The sequence below is a fragment of the Pedobacter lithocola genome (genome assembly GCF_042650845.1).
Classification (GTDB): Bacteria; Bacteroidota; Bacteroidia; order Sphingobacteriales; family Sphingobacteriaceae; genus Pedobacter; species Pedobacter lithocola.
In genome coordinates this window covers 1113225-1126481 of sequence record NZ_JBHSBW010000007.1, presented here as the reverse complement: position 1 = coordinate 1126481, position 13257 = coordinate 1113225, and the positions used below count along the sequence as shown (strand labels likewise).

Genomic DNA, 13257 nt, shown 5'->3' with positions numbered 1-13257 from the left:
ATCGAATTTTTCAGAGAACATCGAACCAATCAGCCTTCTTTTTTCGCTAATGTCTGATTTACAAAAGATTGCATTTAGATTTGTGAAAGTTATAATTGCCTTGTCAATGATTGGTTCCAGCTGTGTAACCGTGTATTTGTTGTGTTTGATATCATCCAGTTTTGCCTCAATCCTACACGCTATTTCATCACCCTCAGTCTTTACATCTCGATATTCTATTCCACTAATGTCACCCAGCAACAATAATTCCCTTGCCCTAGTTACCTTATTATTGGCTTCCGTCAGTTTTTTTACCAAATGTGCCTTATACTCTCTGTTCTCCAAACTGTCCATTGCATATTCATCCAAAATAACCCGCTTAAAAAGTGTAGCGGCTTTGATATTCAAACTAAGCTTATCCAAATAAGCAACAAACTCTTTGTTTACTTCGTGTGCCTTTAGCCTACAACCGCATTTAGATGAGCAGTGGTAATAATAGTAATAGGCGTTTCTGCCCTTGGAAGCACTGCCACATAAAGTCCTTGTACAATTGGAGCAATAGATAAAACCCTTTAAAGGCACCTTATCGTCCGCCATAATCTTTGTGCGGAAACTTTTCTTCTTGCCGCTAAGCACATCCTGAACTTCATAAAATAAACTTTCTGAAATGATCGGCTCATGTTGGCCCTTGACAAAATAGGCCTCCTCATCCTTATACTTGGGAATGAGGATATTCCCGCAATAGATTGGGTTTCTAACCAACCTTAAAAAGTTGTTCTTGCTACATAAAAGCCCCATTTCTACTGAACGGTCGAAGATTTGCTGTGTTGAATATTTTGCCTTGGAGATTTCATTAAATGCCCATTGCATGATTTCAGCCTGCTTGCCATTTTGGGCAATGTATTTTCTTCCCTGATCATTGCATTTGTTGATGTAGCCAACTGGTGCAAGCCCTGGCCATCGGCCTTCCTTTCTTGCCCTTCGCATCCCATAAAAGGTATTCAGGCCCCGTCTGTCGTTTTCGATTTCTGGTGCGGTCAGGTAGATTGCTAGCATCATTTTGTTTTCAGGTACGTCCATATCCAATGGCTGTTCAATCGCTTGCGGTTCAACACCCAATGATTTCAAGGTACTTATCATATTATAAGCATCTGGCGCATTTCTGCTAAATCTGTCCCACTTTGTGAATAGCACCAAATCAGATTTGTTTCGTTGTTTCTTTAGTAGAATGATAAACTTGCTCCATGCTGGGCGAATGAAAGATTTGGCAGAGTGATCTTCGAAAATTATCTTTCTTACTGTGATGTTATTGGTGTCGCAATGGCGTTGTAAACGTTCTGCTTGGTCACGCTGTGAGTATCCCTTATCGGCCTGTTCATCAGTACTTACCCGTATATATAAATCAGCTATTTTCATTTTTTGAAGTTTTGGCGAACTATCAATTTAGCCAAAAAATACATGATATCCAATACTTCCTGGGCATCTTTTTTATCTATATTTATGCCGCTCTCTGATAAGATTTTGATAGCTTTTTCTGGGGTGATGTTCTGTTTCCGAATCAATGTATTTCTCATGAGTTCCTTGTTAAGAGAACAATGATGAGGTTTTGGGTAGTTTGTTTATGGGTTAGGTTGGTATAACCCTTTTGATATTAATATAAAAAGAATATTAAATTTGTTCAATTAACTTCTTGTCCATGAGTGATCATTTATTAAGCATATTATTTCAAATTATTGGTGCCTTAGGAGCCCTTGCTACCATTGGGGCTTTTATAGCGGTTTTCCGCAGGGACAAGGACAAACAGGCTCAGATTGAAAAACTTGCTAACATAGCAACGATTCTGAAAGCGCAAAACGAAAGTATAAAGAAGCAAAATGAACTTGTGCAACAGGAAATTGATATTTTCAAAGAATCAGTCAACCTAAAGGCTGGTGATCAGCAAGCAATCATTGCTATTGAAGAAAAGAAATTGAAACTGAGCGTGCAGCCAAACCTTTGGCTGAATGGTGCTGGTTATAAAGGGTATGATGGTGAACTTTCGATTGATCTTAACAATAAAGGAGAAGATGCAAAGCTTTTAGAATTTAATTTGACCTCTGATGATATCGTTCTTCATAGTTTATCTTTACCATGGGACTTGGACAAAGGAGAACGTAGAAATATATATGGACGCAGGGTTGGTGAAAAGCACATCAAAGATGCTCAATATGAAATCGATGTGGTCTACGAAGATAGGCTACACAACAAGTATATGATGAAAATCAAAGGGACGGGCAATAGCGTCAAAATTGTAGACACAAAAGAAATTTAAAGATTATTTAAGAATATTTTCATTACTCCTTACAATAAATGATGCTCTTTGAAAAAGTTCATCAAAAGTGATGATTTCAATTTTATGAATTCCTTGCCTGAACATTTCAAATGATGAAAATTTATCTTCATTGATTCTACTTTCTGTGTTAAATTCCTCTAAGCTGCCAATCACAATAAACGCTTTTGGATTATATAAAAAACTTTTTCTCCTGTCAGATTTCCATCTTTATCCTTAATGTCTGTTTTGGTGCGAATATTGGCCACTGACTTTTGAACAGTTCGTTGCACCTGAGCAATAGCGCCTGTAAGTTCATCGGATACCTGCCAGCTTTCTGGTCGATAAGGTGTTTTTACTTGTTTCAGTAATGTTGCATTATGGGTCTTGATTTCTGCAAAACAAAAGCTCTCTACGATTCCTTTTGTTTTTAATAATGCATCAATTCTCTTCCCAGAATTGTTAAAATCAAAGCCGGAAACGTATTGTTCAAGTTTGCTGTTTTCCAATGGCGTATTGAATATATAACTTAAGCCATAACCAAAAATCCACGTATTTTTTTCGAAATAGAGCTGCCATAGGTGTTCGTCGCCACTGGCTTTATATTTGGACTTAAGGCTCTCAAAATAGGCTTTGTCAGTGAGTAATTTTGAAAATATTTCTAGTTGTTTTTTCCTGTAACCTAGTGCAACGATATCCTCTTTAGTCAACAGTTCGAAGGATAGCATCTCTGAGAGCAACTCTTGGTTATCGATTACAAATTGCCTGATGCTTTCTTTGAGGAAAGCGTGTTTTGTAGTGCTTCATCTGTAATGCTGGAGTTTATTGGACTGTCTAGTGGTACATGTTGAATATTATAGATAAAATCATCTACAGTCTGGATCTCATTGCCCACAAATGAAAAAGAAGATTCATGAGGCTTTCCAGAAGGTAAGGTATAACGTTGAAAGCTTAAAACGGCAACCCCTCGTGTATCTTCGTACACTTTTGCAATGATCTCCTGACGGCCCTTTTCTGTTTTCCTTAGAACGATCTCATCTTTTAATTTTGCGTGGCTGTATTGCTCCTGAGAGTCAATAACCTTCGAAAGAATTCTAATGTTATTGTATTCCTTGTATGGAACCACCTTTATAATCCGGCCTTATTGACAGTTGTGGAAATGGCTTGCTGATGTAGGTTTTCTCTACGGACTTATTATTATGAATAATCTCTCTTTCCATTGGTTGAGGCTTTTGTTAATTATTATGTAAATATCCATAATATCTTGAATATAAATCATTCCTCAATAAAGCTTTAAGTTTGGAATATACCATAACGACCCACTGGTATTTTAATGTCATTTGCAAATTTGCTGTACTTAAAAATTGGTAATGAAAAGTACAGCACAGTTACTCACAATTCTATTGTTTATCTGCATTGCTTCGGGCACCTCGCAATGTCCTTTTTCCTTAGAAAAAAAGGAGCAAGCGGAAGTTAGGCAGAGCCTTACTTTGACCCCTACGCTACTGCTACGGGGGGGTGAAGCATTCTCCGGGAATGCTTTAGGGTATTAGAAGGCAATAAAAGTGTGATAACAGAATTCCTTTCAGAATTCCAACAGCCTACATTAAGCAAAAAACTATGGAAAATGAAAACGTCAATACCGTAAAATATCCAGCAGCAGTCGACTTAAAATTCGCTAAGGTTGCAACCACATTGGGCCTAACCAAGCGTACCCTGTTCATTAAAATGGTCGAGTATTTCTACCGTACCAAAAAAGATCCAGCCGATACCAACGATGAACTCCTGAAAAACACAATGGTCAAAAGCCACAAGGCTTACACCAGTTTCATCAAGACACAGGAACAATTGCTGCTGATCCCAATGAAAGAGAGTATGGATAAAATGATCTCCAATCAAAAGGATATCGTAAAATATTTCAATGAACAGGTAGCTGGACACAATAAGGCAATCCTTAAAAACCAACAGGAGCAGTTGATCAAATTACTAGAAACGGAAAAACTGATCCAAAGAAATTTCGAAGGTAAAGAAAAATTGAAAGCGATCTTTTTACAAATCCTGAACCATTACATCAGTACCAGAGAGGAACTGGGCAGTTTCAAAACAAGGGAAAAAGAGGAACTGGCAGAAAATACACGCATACAGATCAAAAAACTATAGCCATGTACCTAAATATTACCGATAGCGAAAAAGGGAACAATAAGGGGAGTAGCGGTCAATTGGTGCATTATTTGGACAAAGAGAACAGGTTATATAAATCCGAAGAATCATCCTTTTGGTTTAACGGCTCGACCAGTTCCATCCAGTCCTACGATGTAAAAGCCAAATTGGATAATAACATTGCCAAGCTATGCAGGGATGATGCAAAATTCTTTCTGCTCAACATCAGCCCAAGCCAAAAGGAAATCAACCATTTGAAAGAGTTGTATGGAGAAGATGTTGAGAAGCAGAAGCTTAAGGAATATGCTATAAAAGTGATGGATGAATATGCCAAGAACTTCAAAAAGGAAAACATCAATTCGGGTAACGACCTACTTTGGTTTGGCAAGCTGGAAAACCACCGCTTTTATTCTCATAAGGACAAGGAAGTTAAAAGCGGTCAGGTCAAACGGGGAACGGTTAAGCCTGGAGATCACATGCATATTCAAGTAATTGTGAGCAGAAAAGATATTAACAATAAAATTAGGTTAAGCCCGATGAACAAATCAAGAGGGAAAAATCAGGAACATTCCAAAAAACTGGGCCAGTTTGATCGGGTAGCGTTTAAAAATTCTGGGGAAAGGCTGTTCGATGAGCAATTTAATTTCCAAAGGCCAATATCGGAAACCTTCAAATATGCCAATACCCAAGCTAAGGGAAGCCTAAAAGAAAAATTGGCCATGCACTCAGAAATCAACCAAAATAAAATTATCCAGCAGGAAAAATATGTAGAGGCAAAACGGGAGGTATCACATAATTACCTAAAGTTGCCAGAACCGACCGATTACCTAGGGCTATTGCTAGAGAAGCAAGATTTTGATTATTTGGGAGCTGGATTAAAAAAAAGAAAGAAACGAAGGAAAAGCAGATCTCAAGAAAATGAACAAGGATTAAGTATGTAAACTAAAAATTATATGAATACAGGGGAAGACATTCAAGGACTAAGGAAAATCATCGACTTCACAAGGTTGATCAGTATTTTTATTTTGGCCATTCATTTTTATCTAAGCTGTTATTTTGCTTTCCAGCAATGGGGATGGACAGCAGAAATTACAGACCGATTGATCGGAAATATTTCGAGGACAGGGCTTTTTAAAGGCCTGCTCATCCCAAAATTATCAGCGTTGTTATTCCTGGTCATTTCATTGATGGCGGTAAAAGGAAAGAAAGATGAAAAGATAAAGAAGAACCCAATTGTTGCCTATCTTTTAACGGGACTAATTCTGTACTTCATCAGCACACTATGCTTTTACCTATATGTACCGCCAAAGCTGATCACCATTCTATATATGACTATTACGGTTACAGGCTATATGCTGATCTTAACAGGTGGGGGTTTATTGAGCAGACTAATAAAAAACGGTCTTAGCAAGGATGTTTTCAATTCAGAGAACGAAACCTTTCCGCAGGAAGAACGCCTGTTAGAAAACGAATATTCCATCAACCTTCCCGCTAAATACAGATTGAAAGATAAAAGCAGAAATAGCTGGATCAATATCATCAATCCCTTCAGGGGAATATTGGTTGCCGGAACACCTGGTGCAGGTAAGACCTATTTTGTGATTCGTCATATCATTGACCAACATATCAAAAAGGGTTTTTCGATATGGCCACAAAACGGATAGACCGTGTAGTGCAATGCCTGCCAGATGATTGGGGTTCAGGTTATGATAATGTCAATATTTTATGCTCAGTCGAGAACCAGAAACAGGCAGAGCTCCGGCTTCCTGTCTTTAAACAACTTCCTTTTAAGCAAAAGTCGATCATCTGTGAACCGCTTATTGGACCTATAGATCTCACGCAAATTTTAAAAAGTGAATGGATTGATAAAGTAATCGTTGGCGGAGAATCCGGCGATAATGCCCGGCCTTGCAATTACGATTGGGTGATGCAGATTAGAAATGCTTGTGTTCAGAACAATGTTACTTTCCTATTTAAGCAGACGGGTACACTGCTTGTAAAAGATGGCAAAGAATATAAAATCGAGCGAAAACTCCAGGCTTGGCAAGCTCGAAAAGCTGGAATCAACTTCGAGCCATAAACTATCTTTCTGTATTTTCTTTAAATGATAACAGTAAAGTCTTGTAGCGATTAATTTATTACAAGACTTTTCCGCAATCGACGTTAATTTACAAATTAACCAATTTCTCAGTTATATCAACATCACCTCCCTTAAGATTAAATTGATCAAAGTAATTATACCATCCTTCTTCCAATCCCAAGTTTTCAAAAGCTTTTGCCAATTCATCAGTTGGAAATTTCCAAATGACAAAGAACTGGTGCGTTAGCCTCTGAACAGTATCGCTGTCATTTTCGCTCATTACGACCACTTCGCCGCCCTGATCAACAAGAGGGTGAGATGAAAGTGCAATTTTGTTCATGTATGCTGCTCTTTCTTCTTTGCTTAGTTCTAACCAGGCTGGTTTCGGAGTGAACGTCTCAATGTAATATTTCATATTCTTTTAATTTTAGTTTTTAATAAATCTTCCTAACGTTACCATAAATGTATACTTAAGATCACCCTCGATTATGCCACTAATGGGGCAGAAAATATCAATTTAGTTGGCTATCTGGAGTAGCTGGGCGCTTTTTCCAATTTCTCCCATTGTTCACTGTCGTGCCCAATAATAATTAGTTGCACGTTTTCTTCCTTGGCTATTTTCATAAGTTTCTTAGTGCTTATTCGGGCTTGGGCATCATCTACTGCAGAAACATCCAATGGCCGATTATCACCGTCAGTCATTGATGAGTTTAATACCGCATCGACAGTTAAAAGTACTGGACCAGTTTCGGGCAATTTTAATACTATAGACTGATGGCCTGGCACGTGGCCACTACTTTCGATTAGCTTTATGCCAGCCCCGATTTCCTGATCTCCGTCAATTAATCTGAACTTAATTGAGTCGTCATTCCATTGGTCTTTAGTAGATAAAAAGCGGGGATGCCCCACTTTTGCTGTTTCATATTGTAATCTTTGAATAATAACTTCGGCATGTCCAAATGGCAACAAGTTGCCCGCGTGATCGTAATCTAAATGACTCAAAACTACCAAATCAATATCTGTCGGTTTCAACCCAATTTCAGCAAGACGATTTACAATAAAATCCTCCTGATTTACAGCTACTGTAACGCCCTCTGATAGCGGTGGATTAGTGATATATTGCTCAGGAAATCCTGTATCCACTAAAATATTTTTTCCGTTTTTTGTCTGTATCAAATATCCGGGAACCGGTATCGGTTTGGGAGCATCAGGATAAATAAAACGCCCTAGCTCAAATAGAAACAATTTCATACGTTACGTTTAATGTTAGTAGATTACCAAGGTAAACTTTCGCCTGCCTGAGAGAAAGTGCCTGTCGGGCCATTTTCGTCAATCAAAGCTAATGCAACGCCTGTCTCGGCACCTTGTGCAGGTGTTAATGGTGCTTGATCCGAACCGATTGAGGTTTGTACCCATCCGGGATTTGCAGCGTTTACTTTGACCTTGGTTTCCTTAAGTGCATTAGCAAGGAAAACGGTAAATTGGTTCAATGCCGTTTTAGAAGCACTGTAAGCATAAGGTTTTAATTGGTACAGCCAGTGATTTTCATCAAGATGAACGCCAAATGAACCAGAAACACTGCTGATATTTACAATACGACCCGCATCACTTTTTTTAATTAATGGCAACAATGCTTGGGTAAGTTCTACTGTTCCAAAGTAATTGATGTCAAAGGTATCACGAAGAGTTTTCATCGGTGCCGTTTCTACATTATTGCCGAACCACGCACTGTCAAGAAATACTGCGGCATTATTAATCAGAATATCCAACTTTCCATATTCACTTTCAATATAAGTTTTGGCATTTTCAATATCCTGCGAATCACTGATGTCCAATTTTACGAATGTTACGTCAAGAGATTGAGCACGAAGAACTTCCTCCGCCTTTTTTCCTTCAGTTTCATTTCTTGCCCCCATAAGAACCTTGATTTTTTGTTCGGCAAGTTGTCTTACTGTTTCAAAACCAATTCCCTTATTACCACCTGTTACTAATGCTATTTTTGTCATTTTTAATTATTTTAAAATTATAAGACAAAGGTCGCAAAATGGCATTTCGGAATGTAGCGCAATTAAAACCAATCCTTACCAAAATCAAACTTTTGAGTTTAGAATTGTACTTAGCTTACTCTTTTTTTAATTTTCTATAATCTGTAGGCGCTATTTTTGTATGTTTTTTGAAAAATGTATTAAAGTGGGATGGTTCTTCAAAGCCTAATGAATTTGCAATCTGTGCAATATTCCAATTGGTCAATTTCAGTAGAATTTTTGCTTCCTGCTCAATCCTTGCATTAATGATCTCGCTAACGGTTCTTCCTTTTGACAGCTTCACCTGGCGGTTCAAATAATTAGGATGCAGCGATAAATGATCTGCGAATTCGCCAGCAGTTTTTAATTTAATAACATCTTGCGGGTTGTCTATGGGAAACTGTGCTTCCAATAACCTTATAAATGAGCAAGCGATCTCTTCAGTAGTGTTGTTTTTCTTGATGTAGGACAATACAGGATCAAGCTTTTGGGCATTAAAAATAAGTTCAAGAAGGTAGTTGCGTTGTAAACTTTCTTTATAATTACCGTTATTGAGCTTTTCATCGAAAATTTTAGCATAAATGGCTGTAAAATTTTCAGCTTGGTTATCGGTTAGTGAGTAAATATTTTGTGTGCCTGGTTTGTATATTGGAAACTCTAACAAACGGTAACCACAATTATTTTTAGTGATAAAATCTTCTTTAAAAATACAGCTTATACCTTTATAAATTCCATTTAATGTATGAATACCAAAGGGAATTTTGGAAGTTGTAAATAGTAACGTATTGCCGGTTAACTCCATATTTTTATCTTCAAATTCAATACTATATTTTCCTTGTAATAAGGTGGCTGTGTAGAATGTCTTTCGGGAATAATTGAAGGAAAAGAAATGATTGTTATCTACTTTACTTAAATCGAGAATTTCAAAATTATCAACAAAATTCATCGGGTTTCCTGATGTGTGATTTCCCGTAGTTTTATCTGCTAAAGTGTTGCCTGATTTAAGTTCCATAATTTAATTTGTTAATGCTAATTTAATTAAAAGAATCTGTTTATCCACTATCGTCGATGCGATGTTGGTGACTGTTATTTTTGTATTGTAGGCCTTTCTAAGGTCAATTAAACGAAGTCCTAAATTCCAATGGTGTCTGGTTAGTTTTGTTTTTAAAAACCTTGCTGAATGATTGCGGATATTCAAAACCTAATCGATAGGCAATTTCACTTACAGATAATTTTGTTGTTGATAAAAGTTCTTTGGCTTTTTCCAAAAGCTGGTTTTGAATATGTTGTTGTGTGGTTTGTCCTGTTAGATTTTTCAGCATATCATTTAGATAATGAGTGGATACTGATAACTTTTCGGCAAAGTATTGAACGGTCGGTAACCCTGCTATGCTCAAGTCATCATTTTGATAACAAGCATTTAGTAAATCATCAAATTTTAAAAACAAATCGTTTGACGCTTTTTTTCGTGTGATGAATTGACGATTGTAAAAACGGTTGCAATAATTCAGCAACAAATCAATATGAGAAACAACAACATCTTGCGTGTAATTGTCTATCATTGCTTCAATTTCCTGCTTCAAATTTTGCATTAATCCTGCAATGATTGTTTCTTCTTTGTCGGAAAGATGTAATGCTTCATTGTTGGCATAAGAGAAAAATCCATATTCTTTAATAGGTTTTGCCAAAGAGTAGCTTTGAAGAAAATCAGGATGAAAAACAAGCATCCAACCTTCCACTTTTGCTGTACTGTTTTCTTCTATCGAAAACATTTGTTTGGGTGCAAAAAATGTCATTGTCCCATCGTCAAAATCATAATATTGTTGCCCATATTTTATTTTTCCGTCAAAATTCTTTTTCAAATAGATGGAGTAGTAATTAAAGACAAGCGTGCTCATTTCTTCTGTATCGATGCAACCAAGATCATCAAGATTTACAACACTTACCAAAGGGTGTGTGGGTTTTTTGATGTTTAGAAAATGATGCAGTTCTGAAACCGAGTTAAGAAAATAAGTCTTGTTATTTTTCATACCATAAATTTAAAATAAATAGCGGATAAATAATTGAGTTATCCGCTGTTTTACTTGTTATAAATTAACACCTTTCATTGATGCTGCGTCATATCTAGCACCATTATCTGTGCCCAGTGGAATGATTTTTTCCAATCGGTTCAAATCTTCTTGCGTTAGCGATATGCCTGCAGCTGCTATATTCTCTTCCACATATTTCACGCGTTTTGTACCTGGAATAGGTGTGTGTCCTTTGGCAATAACCCAGGCAATTGCCAATTGTGCAGAAGTGATGTTTTTTTCGTCTGCCACTTTTTTAATTTCATTTACCAACTCTACGTTCTTGTAAAATTGCTCACCTTGGTATTTGGGTATAAATTTTCGAAAATCATTTTCGTTAAAATCTTCAGGCTTTTGTATTGTGCCATTTAAAAATCCTCTTCCAACTGGCGAATAAGCAATTAAACCGATGCCTAATTCTTCTAGCGTATCCAAAATGCCCAATTCTTCAATATTTCTTTCGAATATCGAATACTCAGATTGTACTGCCGTAAGTGGGTAAATTTTGTGTGCTTTTCTGATGGTTTCAGAACCTACTTCCGAAAGGCCAATATATTTTACTTTTCCTTCTTTTACCAGTTCGCCCATTGCTTCTACGGTTTCTTCAATCGGTGTATTGGTGTCCAATCGATGTAAATAATACATATCAATATAATCGGTGCCCAGAATTTTTAAGGAACGTTCTACGGCTTTTTTTACATAATTTTTGCTGCCATTGAATGCTCCAGTTGCTTGTCCGTTATCATCAATTTCAAAACCAAATTTTGTAGCAATGATGTATTTCTCTCTATTTCCTTGAGTGGCTTTTGCAATCAATTTTTCGTTTAAAAAAGGGCCATAAATATCTGCCGTATCTAAGAAATTACCGCCCAATTCTAATGAGCGTTGAATGGTTGCAATGGCTTCTTTTTCATCGGCTTTACCATAAATGTCTCCGCCGAACCCGGTTGTCATGCCCATACAACCTAAACCGATTGCAGGAACAACCAATCCCTGACTTCCTAATTTTACTTCTTTAATATTGCTCATAATTTTATGTTTAATTATTTAAGCAAAGTTCAACTTATTGATTTAAAGAAAAGTGTTCGTATATGAGGAAGTTGTATCCAAATGAGAGGTTAATGTTTTTTAGTAACATTTGATGAAGAGGTTTAAGTATGTTTGTTCTGCCTTTCTGTTAATCTGTGTGCGGTAGAAATACCGCGTAATATTAATAATTATATCAGTAATTTATTCATTCGAAAACTTCTGATTCAATTAACTCAGTCACAAAACAGTTAAAGTTAACATCAATACTGAATCCGATCTTAGCCCTAACGACTAATTTTCACATTTGCCAATTTTTTTGTTCTATTATAATCTGGTCAAGGTATCCTAATCTAGAATCACCTCTGTTTTTGGTATCTGATTAAATGAATTTTTTTCTATCCAAATCCTCAATTATATGCTCAATAAGTAATAAAAAGCAATTCAAATGTTCAAAGTATTCCTGCTGATCGGTAGAAAGTGAGAGAAGTATTTAGTTACTCATTTTTGAAATTTCTTCCGTTTTTTCCAAAATTTTCGAAAAACCGCCTATTTCAATCAATTCGTCCACAAAATGGTTCGAATTACGCACCGCCATTGACCCTTAAGTTTAAAAGGCTTCGAATTTCGAAGCCTTTTTTTATTTAATCATTTTTTGTAAATCGTTCCACTTAAATCTATTTAAATTTCTCTTAAATTTAAGTGGTTATACGCTACCATAATTATATAGCATAATAACATCTGCAAAGTTAAAGTCTTCTTATTTAGAAACTTGTTGTAATCATTAACTGCCAGATATTTCTATTAATAATGCCTGCTTCTTCCTTTTGTCTCCAATACATATAACCAAATTCGGTATCTATCTTTTTATTCCAACGGTATCCTAATGAAGCAAATAGCCTGTTTTGGTCAAAAAAGCTTCCGTTTACGTTTTCTTTCTTTTGCAAATTCATAAAAAATTCATCTTGTAAACCTGTGTAAATACCTTTACTGAAATCCTCGTTCGCTAATATTGGTATTTGAGCACTTAAGAAAATTCTTCCTCTTTGAGAAAAATTTGTTTCACCTCCTTCTTGCATAAAACGCTGTTCCAGGCGCAGCCTTAAACTCCCTTCTATTTCACCAAATGAATGTTGGTTCAGGTATTGCTCAAATATTCTTTGCTCTCCTGAACTGGTTTTAAAATCCTGCTCATATTCCCAACTTCCTAGATAGGCATAGCCAAGAGCAATAGAATTTTGCTTGTTTAGATTATAACTCAATGCACCACGCAATAAAATTCCTGATAAATAACTCAATTTATCTGCAGAACGCAACTGAAAGTCTGCCCGTATATCTAGCTTTTCACTTAATGATTGCTTATGGCTGATGAAAATCCAGCCAGCATTCTCGAATTGAGCGAAAAGATGATTAGTGCAACATAAAATTAAAATTATAACCCCTAATTGCTTCATAGCTGGTTTATTCTTGAAAAATTCTGCTTTATAGTATGTTTAAAGCTTATAGTTTTACTTATTTGAGATTTGTGCTTATACTGAAGTATATTTTATCTCCTATTCCACCTTAAAAAAGAGCAACCAGTATTTGATTGCTCTTTTTATCGATATTGAG

16 protein-coding genes and 1 pseudogene are annotated in these 13257 nt (G+C 36.3%); 5 read left to right on the top strand and 12 right to left on the bottom strand.

Annotated elements, in window-relative coordinates:
• Positions 1 to 615: 615 nt before the first annotated feature.
• Both ACFOWA_RS07255 and ACFOWA_RS07250 read right to left on the bottom strand, forming a co-directional pair.
• Positions 616 to 1395 (bottom strand): annotated as a pseudogene (locus ACFOWA_RS07255) (recombinase family protein); the annotation flags it as partial.
• Positions 1392 to 1553 carry a hypothetical protein gene (locus ACFOWA_RS07250; protein ID WP_378983398.1) on the bottom strand — a complete coding sequence of 54 codons (162 nt, stop codon included), beginning with the start codon at positions 1551 to 1553 and terminating at the stop codon, positions 1392 to 1394. The gene ACFOWA_RS07250 and the pseudogene ACFOWA_RS07255, both read right to left, overlap by 4 nt.
• Before the next feature lie 122 nt (positions 1554 to 1675).
• Between ACFOWA_RS07250 and ACFOWA_RS07245 the strand changes: the two genes are divergently transcribed.
• Positions 1676 to 2290 carry a hypothetical protein gene (locus ACFOWA_RS07245; RefSeq protein WP_378983394.1) on the top strand — a complete coding sequence of 205 codons (615 nt, stop codon included), beginning with the start codon at positions 1676 to 1678 and terminating at the stop codon, positions 2288 to 2290.
• A gap of 3 nt (positions 2291 to 2293) precedes the next feature.
• Here ACFOWA_RS07245 and ACFOWA_RS07240 read toward each other — a convergent pair whose 3' ends face one another.
• The 3 genes from ACFOWA_RS07240 to ACFOWA_RS07230 are packed head-to-tail and all read right to left on the bottom strand — an operon-like array spanning position 2294 to position 3413.
• Complete coding sequence (locus ACFOWA_RS07240; RefSeq protein ID WP_378983391.1) at positions 2294 to 2464, bottom strand: hypothetical protein; 171 nt, start codon at positions 2462 to 2464, stop codon at positions 2294 to 2296.
• On the bottom strand, positions 2461 to 2997 hold the full coding sequence (locus ACFOWA_RS07235) for a Shedu anti-phage system protein SduA domain-containing protein (protein ID WP_378983388.1): 537 nt from the start codon (positions 2995 to 2997) through the stop codon (positions 2461 to 2463). Before ACFOWA_RS07235 ends, ACFOWA_RS07240 begins: the two co-directional genes overlap by 4 nt.
• Before the next feature lie 44 nt (positions 2998 to 3041).
• Positions 3042 to 3413: a hypothetical protein gene (locus tag ACFOWA_RS07230; RefSeq protein ID WP_378983386.1), complete on the bottom strand. Its 372-nt coding sequence runs from the start codon at positions 3411 to 3413 to the stop codon at positions 3042 to 3044.
• A gap of 494 nt (positions 3414 to 3907) precedes the next feature.
• Here ACFOWA_RS07230 and ACFOWA_RS07225 point away from each other — a divergent pair, with 494 nt between their 5' ends.
• The 4 genes from ACFOWA_RS07225 to ACFOWA_RS07210 are packed head-to-tail and all read left to right on the top strand — an operon-like array spanning position 3908 to position 6527.
• The gene (locus tag ACFOWA_RS07225; protein ID WP_378983384.1) at positions 3908 to 4447 is read left to right on the top strand and encodes a BfmA/BtgA family mobilization protein; all 540 of its coding nucleotides are present in this window, start codon (positions 3908 to 3910) and stop codon (positions 4445 to 4447) included.
• 2 nt (positions 4448 to 4449) lie between these two features.
• Positions 4450 to 5388 carry a DUF5712 family protein gene (locus ACFOWA_RS07220; protein WP_378983382.1) on the top strand — a complete coding sequence of 313 codons (939 nt, stop codon included), beginning with the start codon at positions 4450 to 4452 and terminating at the stop codon, positions 5386 to 5388.
• A gap of 12 nt (positions 5389 to 5400) precedes the next feature.
• Positions 5401 to 6111, top strand: a complete 711-nt coding sequence (locus ACFOWA_RS07215) for a YWFCY domain-containing protein (protein WP_378983380.1) — start codon at positions 5401 to 5403, stop codon at positions 6109 to 6111.
• Entirely contained in the window at positions 6093 to 6527 is a 435-nt protein-coding gene (locus ACFOWA_RS07210) for a DUF5131 family protein (protein ID WP_378983378.1), read from the top strand. Before ACFOWA_RS07215 ends, ACFOWA_RS07210 begins: the two co-directional genes overlap by 19 nt.
• Before the next feature lie 88 nt (positions 6528 to 6615).
• Here ACFOWA_RS07210 and ACFOWA_RS07205 read toward each other — a convergent pair whose 3' ends face one another.
• The 7 genes from ACFOWA_RS07205 to ACFOWA_RS07175 form a co-directional block, all read right to left on the bottom strand.
• Complete coding sequence (locus ACFOWA_RS07205) at positions 6616 to 6942, bottom strand: DUF6616 family protein (RefSeq protein WP_378983375.1); 327 nt, start codon at positions 6940 to 6942, stop codon at positions 6616 to 6618.
• A 110-nt stretch (positions 6943 to 7052) separates the two neighbouring features.
• Complete coding sequence (locus ACFOWA_RS07200) at positions 7053 to 7778, bottom strand: N-acyl homoserine lactonase family protein (protein ID WP_378983372.1); 726 nt, start codon at positions 7776 to 7778, stop codon at positions 7053 to 7055.
• Positions 7779 to 7801: 23 nt separating this feature from the next.
• Positions 7802 to 8533, bottom strand: coding sequence for an SDR family oxidoreductase (locus tag ACFOWA_RS07195; RefSeq protein WP_378983370.1), 732 nt, complete (start codon positions 8531 to 8533; stop codon positions 7802 to 7804).
• A gap of 115 nt (positions 8534 to 8648) precedes the next feature.
• Positions 8649 to 9563, bottom strand: coding sequence for an AraC family transcriptional regulator (locus ACFOWA_RS07190; protein WP_378983367.1), 915 nt, complete (start codon positions 9561 to 9563; stop codon positions 8649 to 8651).
• A gap of 103 nt (positions 9564 to 9666) precedes the next feature.
• Positions 9667 to 10413: a helix-turn-helix domain-containing protein gene (locus ACFOWA_RS07185; RefSeq protein WP_378983364.1), complete on the bottom strand. Its 747-nt coding sequence runs from the start codon at positions 10411 to 10413 to the stop codon at positions 9667 to 9669.
• A gap of 225 nt (positions 10414 to 10638) precedes the next feature.
• Positions 10639 to 11649 carry an aldo/keto reductase gene (locus tag ACFOWA_RS07180; protein WP_378983362.1) on the bottom strand — a complete coding sequence of 337 codons (1011 nt, stop codon included), beginning with the start codon at positions 11647 to 11649 and terminating at the stop codon, positions 10639 to 10641.
• 761 nt (positions 11650 to 12410) lie between these two features.
• Positions 12411 to 13100, bottom strand: a complete 690-nt coding sequence (locus ACFOWA_RS07175) for a DUF2490 domain-containing protein (protein WP_378983360.1) — start codon at positions 13098 to 13100, stop codon at positions 12411 to 12413.
• Between the last annotated feature and the right edge of the window lie 157 nt (positions 13101 to 13257).